17 protein-coding genes are annotated in these 18,552 nt (G+C 71.2%); 15 read left to right on the forward strand and 2 right to left on the reverse strand.

The genetic code is table 11. The annotated features are described in order from the left end of the window. Position 1 precedes the first annotated feature (1 nt). The 10 genes from PYR72_RS04045 (at position 2) to PYR72_RS04090 (ending at position 9,752) form a co-directional block, all read left to right on the forward strand. Positions 2-1,138, forward strand: coding sequence for an acyl-CoA dehydrogenase family protein (locus tag PYR72_RS04045; protein WP_275453915.1), 1,137 nt, complete (start codon positions 2-4; stop codon positions 1,136-1,138). A gap of 9 nt (positions 1,139-1,147) precedes the next feature. Continuing rightward, positions 1,148-2,182, forward strand: a complete 1,035-nt coding sequence (locus tag PYR72_RS04050; RefSeq protein WP_275453916.1) for an acyl-CoA dehydrogenase family protein — start codon at positions 1,148-1,150, stop codon at positions 2,180-2,182. After that, the gene (locus tag PYR72_RS04055) at positions 2,179-3,099 is read left to right on the forward strand and encodes an SDR family oxidoreductase (RefSeq protein ID WP_275453917.1); all 921 of its coding nucleotides are present in this window, start codon (positions 2,179-2,181) and stop codon (positions 3,097-3,099) included. The genes PYR72_RS04050 and PYR72_RS04055 overlap by 4 nt, the downstream gene beginning before the upstream one ends. A 729-nt stretch (positions 3,100-3,828) precedes the next feature. After that, positions 3,829-4,392, forward strand: coding sequence for a cysteine hydrolase (locus tag PYR72_RS04060; RefSeq protein ID WP_275453918.1), 564 nt, complete (start codon positions 3,829-3,831; stop codon positions 4,390-4,392). Between the two features lie 106 nt (positions 4,393-4,498). Further along, on the forward strand, positions 4,499-5,401 hold the full coding sequence (locus tag PYR72_RS04065; protein WP_275453919.1) for an alpha/beta hydrolase: 903 nt from the start codon (positions 4,499-4,501) through the stop codon (positions 5,399-5,401). Positions 5,402-5,621: 220 nt separating this feature from the next. After that, the gene (locus tag PYR72_RS04070) at positions 5,622-6,944 is read left to right on the forward strand and encodes an aromatic ring-hydroxylating dioxygenase subunit alpha (protein WP_275453920.1); all 1,323 of its coding nucleotides are present in this window, start codon (positions 5,622-5,624) and stop codon (positions 6,942-6,944) included. Position 6,945: 1 nt separating this feature from the next. Further along, positions 6,946-7,518 (forward strand): aromatic-ring-hydroxylating dioxygenase subunit beta, encoded by a 573-nt coding sequence (locus PYR72_RS04075; protein ID WP_275453921.1) that lies wholly within the window; start codon positions 6,946-6,948, stop codon positions 7,516-7,518. Positions 7,519-7,534: 16 nt separating this feature from the next. Continuing rightward, positions 7,535-7,732, forward strand: a complete 198-nt coding sequence (locus PYR72_RS04080) for a ferredoxin (RefSeq protein ID WP_275453922.1) — start codon at positions 7,535-7,537, stop codon at positions 7,730-7,732. A 25-nt stretch (positions 7,733-7,757) separates the two neighbouring features. Further along, complete coding sequence (locus tag PYR72_RS04085; RefSeq protein ID WP_275453923.1) at positions 7,758-8,519, forward strand: antibiotic biosynthesis monooxygenase; 762 nt, start codon at positions 7,758-7,760, stop codon at positions 8,517-8,519. Positions 8,520-8,648: 129 nt separating this feature from the next. Next, positions 8,649-9,752, forward strand: a complete 1,104-nt coding sequence (locus tag PYR72_RS04090) for a VOC family protein (RefSeq protein WP_275453924.1) — start codon at positions 8,649-8,651, stop codon at positions 9,750-9,752. A 69-nt stretch (positions 9,753-9,821) separates the two neighbouring features. Here the strand turns inward: PYR72_RS04090 and PYR72_RS04095 are convergent, their stop codons facing one another. Continuing rightward, positions 9,822-10,601, reverse strand: a complete 780-nt coding sequence (locus tag PYR72_RS04095) for an IclR family transcriptional regulator (protein WP_275453925.1) — start codon at positions 10,599-10,601, stop codon at positions 9,822-9,824. A 200-nt stretch (positions 10,602-10,801) separates the two neighbouring features. Here PYR72_RS04095 and PYR72_RS04100 point away from each other — a divergent pair, with 200 nt between their 5' ends. The 4 genes from PYR72_RS04100 to PYR72_RS04115 all read left to right on the forward strand — a co-directional run bounded on the left by PYR72_RS04100 (position 10,802) and on the right by PYR72_RS04115 (position 15,110). Next, positions 10,802-11,731 carry a hypothetical protein gene (locus PYR72_RS04100; protein WP_275453926.1) on the forward strand — a complete coding sequence of 310 codons (930 nt, stop codon included), beginning with the start codon at positions 10,802-10,804 and terminating at the stop codon, positions 11,729-11,731. Between the two features lie 52 nt (positions 11,732-11,783). Beyond that, entirely contained in the window at positions 11,784-13,004 is a 1,221-nt protein-coding gene (locus PYR72_RS04105) for an FAD-dependent oxidoreductase (RefSeq protein WP_275453927.1), read from the forward strand. A gap of 93 nt (positions 13,005-13,097) precedes the next feature. Beyond that, the gene (locus PYR72_RS04110) at positions 13,098-14,105 is read left to right on the forward strand and encodes an ABC transporter substrate-binding protein (RefSeq protein ID WP_275453928.1); all 1,008 of its coding nucleotides are present in this window, start codon (positions 13,098-13,100) and stop codon (positions 14,103-14,105) included. A gap of 204 nt (positions 14,106-14,309) precedes the next feature. Next, on the forward strand, positions 14,310-15,110 hold the full coding sequence (locus tag PYR72_RS04115) for an IclR family transcriptional regulator C-terminal domain-containing protein (RefSeq protein WP_275453929.1): 801 nt from the start codon (positions 14,310-14,312) through the stop codon (positions 15,108-15,110). A 225-nt stretch (positions 15,111-15,335) separates the two neighbouring features. Here PYR72_RS04115 and PYR72_RS04120 read toward each other — a convergent pair whose 3' ends face one another. Beyond that, a complete protein-coding gene (locus tag PYR72_RS04120; RefSeq protein ID WP_275453930.1) occupies positions 15,336-17,084 on the reverse strand; it encodes an FAD-dependent monooxygenase in 1,749 nt (582 codons plus the stop codon). Between the two features lie 268 nt (positions 17,085-17,352). Between PYR72_RS04120 and PYR72_RS04125 the strand changes: the two genes are divergently transcribed. Next, positions 17,353-18,537, forward strand: coding sequence for an FAD-dependent monooxygenase (locus PYR72_RS04125; RefSeq protein ID WP_275453931.1), 1,185 nt, complete (start codon positions 17,353-17,355; stop codon positions 18,535-18,537). Positions 18,538-18,552: the final 15 nt, after the last annotated feature.

Here is an 18,552-nt window from a genome sequence, read left to right on the forward strand (position 1 = left end):
GATGGACCTCACCTGGAGCGACGAGGAGCGGGCCTTCCGGGCCGAGGCCCGTCAGTGGCTCACGGCGAACGTGCCGGACGGGCCGCTGCCGTCGGGCGACACCCGGGAGGGCTTCGCCGCCCATCTGGAGTGGGAGCGCGCCCTGTTCGAGGCCCGCTGGTCGGTGGTCTCCTGGCCCGAGGAGTACGGCGGCCGGGACGCCTCCCTGTGGCAGTGGCTGATCTTCGAGGACGAGTACTACCGGGCCGGGGCTCCCTCCCGGGTGACCCAGAACGGCATCTTCCTGCTGGCGCCCACCGTCTTCGCGTTCGGTACCGAGGAGCAGCAGCGGCGCATCCTGCCGCGGATGGCGTCCGCCCAGGACCTGTGGGCGCAGGGCTGGTCCGAACCGGGCGCGGGCAGCGACCTGGCCGCGACCCGCAGCCGGGCGGTCCGTGACGAGGGGTCCGGTGGCTGGCGTCTGACCGGCCAGAAGACCTGGACCACCCGCGGCGCCTTCTGCACCCACCTCTTCGGTCTCTTCCGCACCGACCCGGACGCCGAGCGCCACCGCGGGCTGACCTACTTCCTGGTCCCCCTGGACGCCCCCGGTGTCACCGTCCGCGGCTTCGAACGCCTGGACGGCGACGAGGGGTTCGCGGAGGTGTTCCTCGACGACGTGTTCGTCCCCGACGCCGATGTGCTCGGCGGGGTCGGGGAGGGCTGGCGGGTGGCCATGGCGACGACCGGTTCCGAACGCGGGCTGACGCTGCGCTCCCCCGGCCGCTTCCTGCACGCCGCCGACCGGCTGCTCGACCTCGCCCGCACCACACCGGGCGGGACCGGAGCACACCGGGACCGGGTGGCGCAGTCGTGGATCGAGGCGCAGGCCTACGAGTTGTTCACCCTGGACCAGGTCACGTCGATTGTCGAGGGACGGCAGATCGGCGCGGAGTCCAGCCTGAACAAACTGTTCTGGTCCCGGCTCGACATCTCCCTGCACGAGACCGCCGTCGATCTGCTCGGGCCCGAGGCCGAGGTCGACGGCCCCTGGAGCCGCGGTTTCCTGTTCTCCCTGGCGGGGCCCATCTACGCCGGCACCAACGAGATCCAGCGCAACATCGTCGCCGAGCGGCTGCTCGGCCTGCCGAGGAGGTGACGGCTCACCATGCGCTTCGCAGTGGCCGAACAGGACACGGCCCTCGCCGAGGCCGCCGGAGAGGTGCTGGCCAAGCAGGCCGGTCCCGACCGGATCAGGGCCGGCTGGCCCGGCGGCCGAACCGACCAGGTCGACACGGTGTGGCGCACCCTCGCCGGGGTCGGCGTCACCGCCGTTCTGGTACCGGAGAGCGCGGACGGTCTCGGGCTCGACGAGAACGCGCTGCCCCCGCTCATGGAGGCCCTGGGCCGCAGCGGCCTGCCGGTGCCCGCGGCGGAGACGGTGGCGGTCGGCGCCCCGCTGCTCGCCGCCGCCGGAGCGCGCGCACTCCCCGACGTGCTCGCGGGTTCGGCGACTCTGACGGTCTCGCTCGTACCCGGCGCCCCGGTCCCCTTCGCCGCGCACGCCGACCTGATCGCCGTGGCGAGCGAGGACCGGCTGCTGCTGTACCGGCGGGACGAGGTGCGCGTCGAACCGGTCGGCTCGGTTGACGGCTCCCGTGCGCTCGCCCGGGTCACCGCCCCGGCCGGCTCGGGGCTGCCGCTCGCGGAGGGCGCGGACGCCCTGGCCGCCGCACGGTGGCGCGGGGTGCTGGCGACCTCCGGTCTCCTCGTCGGGCTCAGCCGGCGGATGCTCGACCTGACGGTGGGCTATGTGGGGCAGCGCCACCAGTTCGGTGTTCCGGTCGGCTCGTTCCAGGCCGTCAAACACGCCCTCGCGGATGCGGAGTTGGCGGTCCGGTTCGCCCGCCCGGCGGTCCTCGCGGCGGGCTGGGCACAGGCGGCCGGGGACCCCGGGGCAGCGGTGCGGACGGCGATGGCGAAGGTCCTCGCCTCGGACGCGGCGCGTGCGGTGGCCCGTACGGCGATCCAGTGCCACGGCGCCATGGGCTACACCACCGAGTACGACCTCCACCTGTACGCCAAGCGGGCCTGGGCGCTCGCCGCGGACTGGGGTGGCCCGGCGGAGCACCGGGAGTTCATCGCGCGGCGGCTGGGACTCGCCGGGGCAACCGACGGCATCGGCGAAGGAGCGGGACTGTGAGCGAGAACGTGACCGACGGAATCGGGAGTGAGAACGGCGGCCTGATCTGCCGTGACCGGGTCGTCATCGTGACCGGCGCCGGTCAGGGGCTGGGCCGGGAGCACGCCCTGGCGTTGGCCGCCGAGGGCGCGCGGGTCGTCGTGAACGACCTGGGCGAGACCGCGAAGGCCGTGGCCGAGGAGATCGTCGCCGCCGGCGGGAGGGCTGTCGCCGACCTGGGCGACGTGAGCGACTGGGACTACGCCGAGCGACTGGTCGGCCGGGCGGTCGCGGAGTACGGAACGCTGCACGCGCTGGTCAACAACGCGGGGCTCAACCGCGACCGGATGCTGGTCTCCATGACCGAGGCGGAGTGGGACCTGGTGCTGAAGGTCGACCTCAAGGGGCATGCCGCGCCGCTGCGCCACGCCGCCGCGTACTGGCGGGAGCGGAGCAAGCAGGGGGATCCGGTGGACGCCCGCATCGTCAACACCAGCTCGGGCGCCGGGCTGATGGGCAGTGTCGGCCAGGGGAACTACGGTGCCGCGAAGGCCGGCATCGCCGCCCTCACGGTGATCGCCGCCGCCGAACTCGCCCGCTACGGCGTCACCGTGAACGCGATCGCCCCGTCCGCCCGCACCCCGATGACGGAGGCCGTCGAGGCGTTCGCCGACAGGATGCGGGTACCGGAGTCCGGATTCGACACCATGCACCCCGGCAACATCTCACCGCTCGTGGTGTGGCTGGCCTCCGCGGACTCCGGCAACGTGACCGGCCGGGTGTTCGAGGCCGAGGGCGGGGTGCTCGGCCTCGCCGACGGCTGGCGGCACGGCCCTCAGCGGGTACGCGACCGCCGCTGGGCTCCCGGCGAGGTCGGGCCGGCGGTACGCGAGTTGCTCGCCGACGCCCCGGCGCCGGCGCCGGTCTACGGAGCCTGAGCGAGGGGTTCGCGAGGGGCGCCCCGACGCTCGGAACAGCGCCCGTGGTCCGACCGCCGGCGCTCTGCCGTGGAGCCCCGGAGTGGACGAGGCCGGGCAGGGACGGCCGGTGCCGGTTCCGGACGGCGATGCCCGGCCGTCGGCGGAAACCGGCGCCGGCGGCGGAGAAGGGGCACTCGGCGGACACGGGCATCGACGAGGTCGGGGCGTCGGCCGACGTCGTACCACCCACGGTGCGGCTCCTCTGCAGCCCTGCCGGCCCCGGCGTTCCACTCGACCGACCACGCACAGCGCCGGACGCCACACATGTCGCGTACCGGTGAGCGGAATGCAGGGTTGGGCCGACGGACGTCACAGCCCTACCCTGAGCGCACCTCCATGAGGTGGGTCACACGCCCTGCCTTCGGGAGCCGCAGATGTCGGGTTCGACAAGGAGCGGACGCCGGATGGGGACCAGAAGGGACACCCGACCGCGTCACTCCGGCCGCGGGGACACGTCTCCGCCGCCGGGGACCGGCCCGCGAGGACAACCCGGGTACGCGGACGGACCCGGCCGTGGACAGCCATCCACGGCGAGTGCCGTCCCACGTCCGAGGCCTGTGAGGTATGCCGGTCGGACCCGGCATGGCCCGGACCGTCCGTGGCCCGGTCGTGGTGGCGACACTCCTGGCACCCTCCCCGTCCGTCCGCGACCCGACGTCGATCCAGCAGGAGACAAGGAGCGAATTCATGGGTAACGCAGTCGTGATGGTGTGTGACATGCAGAACGACATCGCGCGCTTTCACCAGCGGCCCGAGGAGGCTGACCGCCTGGTCGGCAAGATTGGGAAGTTCATCGCCTGGGCACGGGAACAGGGCATGCCCGTCATCTACTCCTGTGTGGGCTACCGGCCCGACTACGTCGACGTGATCCCGCGGCTGGCGGCCGTGATCAAGGAACACGGGCTGCTGGTGGAGGGTACGCCGGGCTGCGCCGTCATCGACGAGCTGGCTCCGAAGGAGGGGGACGTCCTGCTGACTCGTCGTCGTAGCAGCTCGTTCTACGGAACCGACCTCGACCTCATCCTCAAGTCGCTGGATGTCGACACGATCATCCTCACCGGCATGTCGACGCAGCGGGTCGTGGAGTCGACGGCGCGTGCGGCCAGCGACCGTGACCTGCGGGTCCTGGTCGTCGAGGACTGCTGCAGCGCCGACTCCCAAGAGCTGCACGACGGAGCGCTGCGTGCGATCGCCGACTGGTTCGGTGAGGTCGGCAGCGCCGAAGAGATCATGAAGGAGTTCACTTCCTGACCTCCGCCACCGCCCGGCGATCCGTTCAGCGAACCGGATCGCTGGGCGTCATGCTGATCCTGGCCGCATCGTTCTGGGGAACGTCACGGACGACGAGGAGCAGCCAGTGAGCGCAACAACCCCAGCGACCCCCAGGAGCACGGTGTGGGCCGACCTTCTCGGCTCGGAGGTCCGGTGGTACGACGCGGGAGGCATCCGGACCCGGTGCGTCGAGGCCGGTGACGGGCCGCCGCTGATCCTCCTCCACGGGGTCGGGGGCCACGCGGAGGCCTTCGCGCGCAACGTCGTACCGCTCTCCGAGCACTTCCGGGTGCTGGCGGTGGACCTGCTCGGTTCCGGGCTCACCGACAAGCCGGAGGGACCGGCCGACCTGGACGCGTATCTCTCCCACATGACCGCCTTCATGGACGCCGCCGGCGTGGAGAAGGCGCACTTCGGCGGGGAGTCCCTGGGCGGCTGGATCGCGATGTGGCTGGCGCTGCGCCGGCCCGAGCGGGTCGACAACCTGGTGTCCATCTGTGGGGCACGGCTGATGGTCGAGACGGACCCGGAGTCCCGGAAGTGGACCGACGCCGGCCGGGACGAACTGCGCCGGCTGACCGACCAGTTCGTGAAGGACCCCACGCGGGAGAACACGCGCCGGCGCATGGAGTGGCTCTTCCACAAGCCGGACCGGGACCTCAGCGAGGAACTGGTCGACATCCGGTGGCGCATGTACCAGCGCACCGACGCGGTCGCGTCGATGAAGGAGTCGGGGAAGATGCTCGGGAAGAACCCCGAGCGCAAGGACGGTCTGGACTTCACCCCGGACGTGCTGAAGCAGGTCACGCACCGCACCCTGATGCTGTGGAGCTCCCACAACCCCTCCAACACCGCGGCCACCGCCGAGCGGGCCGCCGCCTACCTGCCGGACTGCGAGTTCCAGGTGATGGACGACTGCGGGCACTGGCCGCAGTGGGAGGACCCGGAGACGTTCAACCGCATCCTGGTCGACTTCCTGTCGCGCTGAAGCGGTCACCGGCCGCCCTCTGGCCCGGCGCGTCCGGCCTCCTTCGGGAGCGGCCTTTCCATTCACCGATCCGTTTCGCTTGGGTCGGGGGTTCTCCGGTCGCACCATCGAGGAGTCGAGGACCTGGCGGACGCCGTTTCCCGGTCCGTCCTCCCTTCCGAGCCGCCCCCTTCCCGACCCGCCCGGTATCCGGGCTTCGACGCGAGGAGCACTGAAACCCATGACCGCACTGACATCGGGGCCGAAGGAGTTGGTGGGTCACTCCGCCAAACTGCTGGCCGAGGGCATGGTCGACCGCCGGATCTACAGCGATCCCGAGATCTACCGGATGGAGCAGGAGCTCGTCTTCGCCCGGTCGTGGCTGGTGGTCGGGCACGACACCCAGATTCCCCGCCCCGGGGACTTCATCGAGTCCTACATGGGTGAGGAGTCGGTGATCGTCACCCGCAACCGGGAGGGTGACATCCGTGTCATGCTCAACACCTGCCGCCACCGGGGCAACAAGGTCTGCCGGGCCGAGCTGGGCACCACCCGCGCCTTCATGTGCCAGTACCACGGCTGGACGTACGACATCGACGGGAACTTCGTCGGCGCCCCGCAGTTCGAGAAGGTCTACCAGGACGACCTCGACAAGTCGAAGTGGGGGCTGCACCGGGCCAGGGTGGCGCTCTACAAGGGCCTGATCTTCGCCACGTTCGACACCAGCCTGCCGCCGCTGGAGGAGTTCCTCGGTGACTTCACCTGGCTCCTCGACATGAGCCTCGACCCGCGGCCCGGTGGTGTCGAGGTCGCCGGCGGCTTCCTGCGCTGGAACATCAGGACGAACTGGAAGTTCGGCGCCGAGAACTCCGGCGGCGACCTGTACCACGGTGGTACGACGCACCGATCGGCCGTCGACATCGGCCACCGGGCGATCGCGACCGGCAAGAACGACCCCAAGCACGCCACCGACGAGGAGCTCGACCCGGGCGGCACCATGACCAGCTCGTTCGGACACGGGGTGAACTGGAGCGACCGCCGGCCCGAACCCGAGGGCGGTGCCCACGTCCCGCCGGACGAGACCCCCCTGGCACGGTACCTGCGGGAGAACCGGGAGCTCACCCGGCAGCACCTCGGCGACTTCCGGAGCAGGACGATCCGGCGCTTCAACGCCAACATCTTCCCCAACGCCGGCTTCCACTCCAGTGCCCAGACCATCCACATCTTCCACCCGCGTGGGCCGGGCCGGTCCGAGGTGTGGCTCATCCCCCTGGTCGACAAGGCCGCCCCGCAGGACGTCAAGGACTGGGTGCGCCGACACACCGACTCGCACTTCGGTCCCGGCGGCTTCTTCGAGGAGGACGACGGCGAGAACTGGGAGCAGGCCACCGCCGCCACCCGGGGTGTGGTCGCCTCGCGGCTGCCCTTCAACTACCAGATGGGCTTCGGGCGGGAGAAGGTGATCTCGGAGCCGGGCGTCCCGGACCGGATGGACGGCGGCTTCAACGACTACGGGCAGCGCGCGCTGCTGGAGCGCTGGCACGACATGATGAGGACTCCCTGACATGGCGACGAGCAAGAGTGACCTGGTCCTCGACCCCGGCTCGGTCGGGACGCCGGACGGCGTGGTGGACGACCCCGCGCTGTACCGGCGGGTGACCGCCTGTCTGTACCACGAGGCGTGGCTGCTGGACGACGCCCGGTTCGAGGAGTGGCTGGAGTGGATGTCGCCGGACATCCGCTACTGGATGCCGACCCGGTTCGTCCGCAAGGCGACCGAGCGGGACCTCGAGTTCGCCACACTTGAGCGCGGCGTCTCGTTCCTCGACGAGGACTACGAGGCCATGGCCATGCGCGTGGCCAAGACCCGCCACCGGATGTCGTGGACCGACAACCCCGCCGGGCGGACGGTGCACTCCGTCAGCAACATCCAGATCGTGTCGGTCGTCGACGGCCGGGCCACCGTCCGGTCGGTCGCGAGCGTCGAGCGCAGCCGGTTCGCCAACGAGTCCGACCGCTGGGTGTTCCGGCGCGAGGACACCATCAACATCAGCGAGGACCCCTGGAAACTGGAGGAGCGGAAGATCTTCTACCCCTCCCCGGTGCTGGAGTCGTCCAACCTGGCGATCTTCTTCTGAAGGGAGAGTGACGGACATGAAGGTCTCCGTCGACGAATGGCTGTGTGCGGGACACGGGCTGTGCGAGGCCGCTTCCCCCGAGGTGTTCGAGGTCAACGACGACGGCATCGCCGTGGTGCTCCAGGAGTCCCCCGGTGAGTCGTTGCGGCCCTCGGTCAAGGACGCAGCGCGGCTCTGCCCGGCCGACGCCATCCTCATCAAGGAGAACTCCTGATGTCGCGGCCGACGGTGGGGCGCGCATGAGTCTGCGCGTGGTCCACCAGCGCGTGGTCGAGCCCGGCGCGCAGGCGGCGTGGCCGGCGCACGCGGCCGTGCTGCGGGACACCAAGGGGTGCCTGGAGGCGGGGGTCTACCGCTCGCTCGACGATCCGGAGCGGTTGGCGCTGGTCGAACTCTGGGAGGACGACGGCGCGTTCGGCCGGGCCTGGGGCGAGCTGCTCACCGCGGGCTCGCCACCGCCGGGTCTGGCCTCCGGTCCGCCCGAGGGCGCGGCCGGGGACGGCTGGGTGTCGGAGTTCTACCGGCACGGCTACACGGACCGCGCCTCCGGCAACTGGCTTCCGGCCGGCCGGGCCGACGAGGCCTGGCGGGTGGCGTGGCCGGCCCGGGGCCAGGTGCGTGTGGTCGTCCAGACCAGCACCCGTCCGACCCAGGAGGAGCCGTGGCCCGGCGGGGTCGAGGCTCTGCTGGAGACGCGCCGCGAACCGGGCTGCCTGCAGTTCGAGGTGTTCGCCGGTGTCGAGTTCGAACAGGACGGCCTGCTCCTGGAGCTCTGGGAGGACCAGTCCCGGTACGACGCGCACTGGCGGCTGCGGACGCGGGTACGGGAGGCCGGCGGTGCCGGAGGCGGAGGCGGCGGAGCGCGGCCCGTCCAGCACGAGCGCGGGCAGGGGGACAACGGGGTGGAGTTCTACCGCCACCAGCAGTTCGTCCACCTCTACGACCGCTGGCTGCCCGCCGCTCCCGAGGCCTGGTCCGACACGGTCGCCTGGCCCGACTGACACCGCCGGCCCGGTACCGGGGACGGCGCATCACGCGGGGACGGGAGCCCGGACCGGGCTCCCGCACCACGACACCCTGACGGGATCCCGTACACACGGTGATCCCGTCCGTACGTTGAAGGAGGATCCATGTCCGGACTGATACCGGTCGACCGCCTCTACTCGATCGGCGTGGTCGTCCGTGACCTAGAGGCGGCCACGAGGCGCTACGCCGAACTGTTCGGCATCGACGAGTGGGAGGTACGTGACTTCGGGCCGGAGCGCGTGACCTCGGCGACGGCGCACGGCCGACAGGTCACGCCGACGTTCCGCACGGCGACCGGGACCTCCGTGCCGCCGGGCGAGGGCACCTCGCTGATGGGCAACCCGGTCATCCCGGTGACCTTCGAGCTGGTGCAGCCGCTCACGGGAGAGAGCCCGTTCCAGGAGTTCCGTTTCGTCCGCGGACAGGGCGTGAGCCACCTGACGCTGGCCGTGCGGGACCGGGAGGAGTTCGGCCGGCTGCGTGCCCGGCTGGAGGCGGAGGGGCTGTCGCTGGCGGGCTCGCTCACCCTCGACGACCGCCTCGAACGGCACTTCGTCGACACCCGTTCCACGCTCGGCGGATACCTCGTGGAGATCCGGGTGCCGCTGGCCGGGGACGGTGCTCTGGAGGTCACCGAACACTGGGACCACTCGGGCGGCTACACCCGGCCCGAGGGCAGGGAGCCGCTGGGGCTCAGCGGAGTCAACCATCTCGGGATCGTGGTCCAGGACGTGATGGGCACCCTGCCCCACTACGACCGGCTCCTCGGTGTTCCCGCCTGGAAGATGCGCGACTGGCGCACCGAGAAGGACCGGCTGGAGCAGCCCCACTACCGGGGCGAGTCGGTCGACCACGAGTACTTCACGGCGCGCGCCCAGATCGCCGACTTCGGGTTCGAGATCATCCAGCCGACGCTCGGTCCGAGCCACTACAACCGGGAGTTCGGCGACCGCTTCGGCTCCGGGGTGCACCACCTGATGCTGCACATGACAGACGACGAGAAGGCCTGGCACGAGGACCAGCAGTGGCTGGTCGACGCCGGTGTCCCGCTGGCGATGGGCGCGGTGCTCTACGGGGGAGGCGTCGAGTTCGCCTATCTCGACACCGCGCCGGACCTGGGTGGCTTCGTGCTGGAGAGCGTGCTGATGAAGGGGCCGCTCGACCGTGAGCTGATGAAGCCCGACTACGTCATCGACTTCTCGGCGTAGAACGGGCCCGCAAGGGGTGTGGGACGGGCCTGGAGGGGGCCCGTCCCACACCTTTCGGCGTGGTACCCCTCACCGGCTCCCGCTCTCCTGGTGTCCCGTCGACCCGACCCACTGGCGGTTGATGCCCAGGGCCGTCGTACGCACCGCTGCGGCGACCCGTTCGGGATGGAAGCGGCTGGTCGGGCCGGTGACCGAGATGGCGCCGCGTCCTCGGCCGCTGCGGTCCAGCAGAGGGCTTGCGACACAGGTGACGCCGAGGGCGTACTCCTCGCGGTCGTAGGCGACCCCGCTCTCGCGTACCCGGGCAAGCTGTTGGTGCAGCAGACCCGGGACCGCGATGGTGTGGCGGGTGCGGCGCTCCAGCCCCTGCTCGACCACCGTGGCGAGCAGTTCCGTGCCCGAGAACGCGAGCATGGCCTTGCCCAGGGCCGTGCAGTGCAGGGGTTTTCGGTCGCCGACCTCGGTGGTGGAGGAGGGCCGGCGCCGTCCGGAGATCTTGTCCAGGTACAGCACCTCCGTGCCGTTGAGGACCGCGAGGTGGACGGTCTCGTGCACGGCCTCGTAGAGGTCCTCCAGGTAGGGCGTGGCCACCGCGCGCAGAGCCTGGCTCCGGGTGCCGGCGCCGAGTTCGAAGAGCTTCTGGCCGAGCCGGTACTCCAGTCCGTTGCGCTCCAGGATCTTCAGCTCGACGAGCTGGGTGGCCAGCCGGAACGCGGTCGCCTTGGGCAGCCGGGCACGCCTGGCCAGCTCGGCCAGACCGAGGCCCGGAGCCTCCTCACGCAGCACGTCCAGGAGCGTGAAGGCCCGGCCGAGCACCGTGGTGCCGACCCTGTCGTCGGTGATCCTCATATCCGGATCGTGGGCGCGCCTTCCGCGCATGTCAAGGCCGCGGGACGTTTCGATGACGGCTGTATGACGGCCGAGGTCAGAGGCGCATCGTTCCATTGGCCGACCCGGAACGCTGGCGGTGACCGGTGCCGCATTCCTACGGTCGTGGAGCCGGGTGCGACACCGTTCCGCCCGGCCACGACCCCCCTTGGAGGTACACCATGCTTGCCCTGGGAATCGCCCTCTCCCACTCACCGACGATGTTCGTCCCGGTCGAGGAGTGGCCCGACCTTCACAAGTCGCTGGTCGGCGACGTACCCCAGCCGAAGGCGCTCGCCGACGAGACGCCGGAGGCCAACGTCGTCTCCAAGGAGCGGATCGACGCGGGCCTGGACGCCCTGAGCGCCAAGATCGCCAAGGCCGAGCCGGACGTGGTCGTGATCGTCGGGGACGACCAGAGCGAGGTCTTCGGCAAGGCGTTCAACCCCACCCTGGCCGTGTACGCCGGGCCCAAGGTCAGCGGGGTCACCCTGCGCCGCTTCCAGGACAAGCCCGGCATCAACCACGACCTCACGCTCACCTGTGACGCCGACTTCGGACTCGAACTCGCCACGGGGCTGATCGACCGCGGCTTCGACCCGGCGGTGATGAGCGAACTGCGCCCTCTCAGCCGCCCCGAGGGCCTGGGGCACGCGTTCACCCGCCCCGCCCACCGGCTCGGGATCGCCGAGGCCGACATCCCGCTGGTCCCGGTCTTCCTCAACGGCTACCACGACCCGCTGCCCAGCGGGCAGCGCTGCTGGGAGCTCGGCGCGGCGCTCCGCGAGATCGCCGAGGCCAGCGACAAGCGGGTCGTGCTCGTCGCGTCGGGCGGGCTGACCCACGACCCGATGGGTCCGCGGGCCGGCTGGATCGACGAGCGGCTGGACCGGTGGGTGCTCAGCCGGATCTCGGAGGGCCGCGGCGAGGAACTGGCGCAGCTGTTCGCCTTCGACTCCGACACGCTGCGCGGCGGCAGCGGCGAGATCCGCGCCTGGATCACCGTCGCGGGGGCGTTCGCGGGCCGTGCGGGCACGGTCGTGGACTACATCCCGCTGCACCACGCGGTCACCGGCCTGGGCCTCGCGTACTGGGAGCCCGAGGGCGCGTGAGCACATTCCCCGTTCAGCGGTCCAGGCCCGTACGTCGCCTTCCGGAGGAAGCATGAGTGGCACCGAGCAGTACGTCGTCGTCGGAGGCTGCGCCGCGGGCGTCTCGGCGGCGTTCGCCCTGCGCCAGCACGGGTTCGAGGGCTCCGTGGTCCTCCTTGAGGCCGGGACGGAGGCCCCGTACCGCCGGCCGCAGCTGTCGAAGGTACTCGGAGACACCCCGGACGCGCTCCGCCCGATCGCCGACCCCGAGTCCTACGCCGAGCGGCGCATCGACCTGCGCCTCGGTACCCGGGTCGAACGAATCGACCCGGCCACCCGCACGGTGCGTCTGGCCGACGGCACGTCGCTGCGCGCCGACAAGGTGCTGCTCGCCACAGGGGTCGCGGCCCGCCGCCCGGAGCTGCCGGGTATCGGCCTGGACGGCGTGCTGAGCCTGCGGGACCCCGACGACGCCCTGCGGCTCGGCAAGGCGATACGGGAGGGCGGCCCGGTCGTCGTCCTCGGCGGTGGCTTCATCGGCATGGAGGTCGCGGCGGTGGCCCGGACCGCGGGCTGTGAGGTGACGGTGCTGGAGGCCGCGGCGGCGCCGATGCTGGCCGCGCTCGGCCGCGAGCTCGCCGACCTCGTCACCGCCTTCCACCGCGAACGAGGCGTCCGCGTGCTGACGGATGCCGAGGTCACGGCGCTGGACGGGAACGGCGCGGTCGAGGCCGTGGTCCTCGCCTCCGGTGAGCGGATCCCCGCGACCACGGTGGTGGTCGGGGTGGGAGTCGTACCCAACGACCGGCTCGCCGCCGCGGCGGGTGTGCGCTGCGACGGCGGCATCGTCGTCGACCTGCACGGGCGCACCTCCGATCCGTGGGTCTTCGCCGCCGGTGACGTCACCGTCCAGCCGCACCCGCATCTAGCCGCCGCCGGGCGGATCGAGCACTGGGACAACGCCCAGCAGCAGGGCGTCGTCGCCGCGCGGGCCATGCTGGGCGAGCTCCACGACCACGACACCGTCCCGTACTTCTGGTCCGAGCAGTACGGCCTGCAACTGCAGATGGTGGGCCGGCCGCGTCCCGGCGACACGCAGGTGCTGCGCAAGGACGCCACACCCAGCAGGTTCATGGCGTTCTGGCTGCGGGACGGCGGGGTCGTCGCCGCCGCCGGTCTCGACACCGTCCGTGACGTGGTGGCCGCGAGACGGCTGATCGCACGGTCGGCCTCGTACCCGGTCGACCAGCTCGCCGATCCCGGCACCGACCTGCGCGCCCTCGCGCGATCGTGACCCCCGCCCGCCCCGCGTCGCTTGTAGGAAGGCACGCGGGGCGGGCAACGCAATGTGAAACCTTCGTACAGCGAAAGACCAAGGAGGGCCCCCGTGGCCAACACCACCGTCCGGATGCTCTGCAGCGACATCTCGCACATGGCGATCGGCCATGTCTGGCGTGAGAGCGGCGTGACCCAGAAGCACGGCTTCGACCTGGTCACCCACATCGCGAACGCCGACGTTCCCGGCCAGCCCCGGGTGGAGATGGGTGAGCGCGGGCCGAAGGTCCTGGCCGGCGAGTACGACTTCATGAGCGGCCTGCACCACGACACCTACGCCCATCGTGCGCGCGGCGACAAGCGCTTCGTCTACCTCGCACAGGCTCAGAACGACTGGGACGACGTCCTGGTCGCCTCGCCCGCGGTCGACGGCCTGAAGGGGCTCGAGGGCAAGCGGGTCATCGTCAGCACTTCTGCTCCCTGCGTCTACGGCAACTTCAGGCGGGCGCTGACCCACGCCGGCGTCGACGTGGACGCGGTGGAGTTCGACGTCTGGAAGGAACAGGGCACCGGAGTGGCGCTGCGCGCGGTCCAGGCCGTCCTCGACGGTGAGGCCGACGCCGCCGACGTGGACATCCCGTTCGACCGCTACGGCACCCAGCGCGGCCTGCAGGTGCTCGACCTTCCGCAGATGCCGGTGATCCACAACACCACCATCTGCGCCAACCGCGAGTGGGTGAAGCAGAACGAGGAACTCACCCGCTCGTTCCTGCGCTCGATGATCGAGACCGTGCACTTCTTCAAGACCCGCCCGAAGGACGTCTGCGACATCCTGCAGGAGCACCTCGCCCCACAGATCGGGATCGAGGATCCCGAGGACATCGCCCACCTCCAGCGCTTCTGGTCGCAGGCACTCAGCCCCAAGCCCTACCCGCACCCCCTGGCGATCTGGAACGTCTACCAGCTGGACACCCTCAAGGACGAGCGGTCCAACCACATCGGGCCCCTGGAGATCTGGGACACCGGCTACCTGCGGGACATCGACGACACCGACTTCATCGACTCCCTCTACGGGGGGATCAAGAACACCGCCGCCCCGGCGGTGAACGCTCTCATCTGAGCCACGTCACGGGCCCCGGCCCGCGGAAACGTCGTCCCGCACCCGAGCGGCACCGCGCGCGCCGTCGGACGTCCCGCCGCCCTCGGCTTGCCGGGGGCGGCGGCAGCGACCTCGCTATGAGCCGACCGAATTAACCCGTTTATCCGCAGGTTGCGACGGAGGCCGGTTTGACACAGCCCCCGAATCTTCGTATAACGAATAATTGTGCTGAACAGTGGTGAGCAGAAGAGCCCTCCGGCGACGTCCGGCAGCCCTGCGCGCCAGGAGGTCATGGGCGGCCTCGCCAAGGGGCTGGCCATCCTTGAGGCCTTCTCGCCCCTGCGCCCCCGGCTCACGGTCACGGAGGCGTCGCAGGCCTCGGGAACGACCCCCGCGGCCGCCCGGCGCTGCCTGCTGACCCTGATGGAACTGGGGTACGTCAGTCACGACGGCAAGTACTACACCCCCACACCCCGGGTGATGCGGCTGACCTCCGCGTGGACCGCCACGGCCGTGCTGCCCTCCCTCGCCCAACCACGCCTGGTCGCCGTGCGCAACGAGCTCGGCGAGTCGGCCTCGCTGGCCGTCCTCGAAGGGGGCCAGTCATTGTTCGTCGCACGTGCCGAGGCCGCACGCATCGCCTCGGCGGGCGTGAGACTCGGTGCCACCCTTCCCCTGCTCGGCTCGGCAACCGGACGGATCCTGCTGAGCGGATGGCCCAAGGAGCGGGTCGAGGAACTCATCGCGACGACCCCCGTCGAGCGCAAGACCCCCCACACTGTGGTTGACCCGGGTGAGCTGCTCGACCGTGTCGAGGAGGCACGCCGCGAGGGCGTCGCCTTCACCGACGAGGAACTCGACCTCGGCGTGCGCACGATGGCGGTCGCGGTGCGGGACGTCACCGGCGTCCTGCACGGGGCCATGAGCGTGAGCGCCTTTGCCTCCCAAGTGAGCCTCGCACAGATGCGCGAGGACTACTGGCCTGTGCTCGACCGGGAGGCCAAGCACCTCGGGCGCATGCTCTGACGGACCCGGACGGCGCTGCGGACTTTCTCCCACGGGCCGTCGCTCGCCGCGAGGCCTGATGCCCCCGGCGGACACCGTACCGACGGAAGCCCCGGATTCGCGACCGCTTCCCGCCGGGCTTCGCCGACAAGCGGCGACGCCGTGGCATACAGCCCCGCAGGGACGGATGCCACGGCGTCGCAGGCAACGGAGGTCCGCGCCGCGTGCGGCGGGACCTCGACGCTCCTAGGAAGTCCCCTGCCCCGCCGTCGCTGAGGGCGTGCGGTCGAAGCCGCACAGCAGGCGCAGCAGGCGCGGGCCGTCCTCAGGCTGCTCGTCGCCCGACCACCCGACGTGCATGTCCGGACGCACCAGTACCAGTCGCCGTTCATACACGCCCCCGGCCTCGTCGGGCAGGTCCAGCACCGTGAGAGGGATCCCAGCGTCCCGTGCGGCCTCGACCAGCCCTGCCGCTTCCGGTGCGTCGGAGCCGACCCTCAGCAGGGTCAGGCCCTGGCCCAGCCGGTCGAACACCGCGTCGCCCTCGGCGAGCCAGAGGTGCGGCAACCGGACGCCCGGCAGCACGCTGGGCACGTAGCTGCCCATACCGCCCTCCCCCTCCGGCGGCTCCGCGTCCGCGTCGACGGCCAGGCCCGGCGAGTCGGCATAGCGCGTGCCGAGCTGGATGCCGAGGCTGTGCCACTGGGCCCGGTCGACCTGGTGCAGCCGCGCGCCGACCTCCGTACGCAGCTCCGCACCCTCCTCGGTGTCCTCGTGGAGCCGCGGATCGGCCAGGGCGTCCTCGATGTAGCCGCCGATCGAGGCCGCGGCGCGTGAGGTCGACTCGCCGACCGACCGTCGCTCCAGGGCGTAGTCGTCGAGGAGGTCCGGGGTTCCCCACCCGGCGTGGAGCGCGGCGAGCCGCCAGCCGAGGGCCACGGCGTCGGCGATCCCGGCGTTCATCCCGAAGCCGCCGAGGTTGACCCAGATGTGGGCGGCGTCGCCGGCGAGCAGCACCCGGCCCTGGCGGAACGTGTCGGCGACCATCCGGCGCGGGGTCCAGCGGACCACGTCGATGATCTCGTAGGGGAAGTCGCGGCCGACGGCCTCGCGCAGGGCGAGGTGCGGATCGGCGCTCTCGAGGTCCTGCCCCTCCCGCACACGGGCATGGCACAGATACTGGGAATGCCCGTCGAGCTGCATGAAGGCTCCGTGGTGGTGCTCACCGTGCCACCAGTACCACCAACCGGGGCGGGGTCCGGGGATCTCCAGCTTCTCGCTGCGGAAGTGGATCGACATCCTGCGGTCGCCCACCCTCGGGTCACCCACGAACCTGGCGCCCACGGCCCGGCGCACCTCGCTGGCCCCGCCGTCGCAGCCGATCACGTACCCGGCCCGGTAGCTCACGGACCGCCCGGTGGCCACCTCGGTCCCGTGCACCGTGACCGAGTCCTCGTCCTGCGTGAGCCCCTCGACCCGGACGCCCCGGCGCACGGTGACGCTCGCGTAGCGTCGCAGTTCTTCTTCGAGAATCGGCTCCAGGTAGATCTGCGAGATCCGGTGCTGGAGTTCGGGCGTCGGCCACTCGGCCGCCTCGGGCGCGGTGCCCGCGAAGACCTCGTCGGAGGAGGAGAGCCGGAAGCGGGTCAGTTCGTACCCGGTGATGCTCGTGGTGTAGACGGCGTCGGTGGCCTGGTCACCGGGCAGCCCGGCACGCCGGATCCGGTCGGCCAGCCCCCAGCGGCGGAAGTACTCCATCGAGCGGGCGTTTGTGGTGTTGCAGCGCGGGTTGACTGTGGTGTGGGTGCTCTGTTCGAGCAGGATCACGGGGATACCGCGCCAGCCGAGGTCGAGAGCCAGACTCATCCCGACCGGGCCGCCACCGACGATGACATAGGGCGCGTCCGGACCGGCGGAGGTCGTCGCGGCGCTGACGCCGGGACGGTCGGCCTGCGCGGGGCGCGCCGTCGAGGGCCCGTTCCGCGGGCCGCTCATGACTCCACCGCCGAGGTCCGCAGGGGCCGGCGTGCCGCAGTGCGCGCGCACCGGTTTCCGATGGGCCGGGCAGCCCGGTGCCGCCCGGGCGGGGTGCACGGTCGCCCCCGCAGCGCCAGCGGCGACGCTTCGCCCGAGGTACCGCACGAGAGGGACCACGACCGCGGGTCCCGCCGGTTCAGGGACAAGGATGCTCGAACTGTTTGACAGGCCATGACACCGAAGATAGCTTAGCGAATATATTTCGTATAGCGAAACGAGGTGTGTTGTGGTCGATCAGATCCGCGTGGCGGTGGTCGGAGGAGGGATCGGAGGACTGGCCGCGGCCGGGGCCCTGCTGCACCGTGGCGTCGACGTGCACGTGTACGAGCAGGCGCCCGAACTCGGCGAGGTGGGCGCGGGTGTCCTGGTCACCCCCAACAGCCTCCGGCTGCTGGAGCGCGTCGGCCTGACCGAAGAGCTTGCCCGAGTGGGCGGAGCCGTCGGAGAGGGGTCCACCTACTACCGGCACGACGGTCAACCGGTCTCCCGGATCCTCACCGCCGACTCGAACGGCTGGAACGGCATGTACGGCATGCACCGCGCCGATCTGCTCGGGGTGCTGGCCGACGCGCTCCCCACAGAGCGGATACACACCGGTCACCAGTGTGTCGACTTCCGACAGGACGCCGACGGCTGCACGGTGGTCTTCGCGAACGGCGAGGAGGTCCGTGCCGACGTCGTCATCGCCGCCGACGGCATCAACTCCACACTGCGCCTGCACGTCGTGCCCCCCGTGGAGGTCATCGACTCCGGATCCGTCGCCTACCGCGGTCTCGTGCCCGCCGAGGCGGTCCCGTCCTGGCGGCCGGGCGTCTCACAACTGTGGATGGGCGAACAGAAACACTTCCTGACCTATCCGCTGCGCCGCGGCGAGCTGATCACCTACATCGCCTTCGTGCCCTCGCAGCGGCAGGCCGCGGAGTCCTGGTCGGCGCCGGGGGACGCCGACGAGCTGCGTGCCGCGTTCGCGGGCTGGGACGAGCCCGTCACCACCCTGCTCAACGCGGTCGAGACCACCTACTGGTGGGGGCTCTACGACCGGACGCCCCTGGACCGCTGGACCGCCGGCCGCCTCACCCTGCTCGGCGACGCGGCGCATCCGATGCTCCCGCACCTCGGCCAGGGCGCCAACCAGGCGATCGAGGACGGCTTCGCCCTGGCCGCCCACCTCGCGACCGCCGCCGACATCGCCTCCGCCCTGCAGGCCTACGAGGCCCAGCGCCGCCCGCGCACCAGCCGGGTGCAGCACGAGGCGCGGCTCAACGGCCGACGCTACGACTCCCACTTCGACGACCTCGAGGAGCGGGACAGCCAGATCACCAACACCGTCGACCTGCGACTCTGGTTGTACGACCACGACGCCGAGCTCGAAGCTCTGAGCAGGGCGTCCTCCGCCGCCCAGGCCGGCTGACCCAGGAAGGATCCA

This window comes from Streptomyces sp. VNUA24, assembly GCF_029167005.1.
GTDB classification, from domain to species: Bacteria; Actinomycetota; Actinomycetes; order Streptomycetales; family Streptomycetaceae; genus Streptomyces; species Streptomyces scabiei.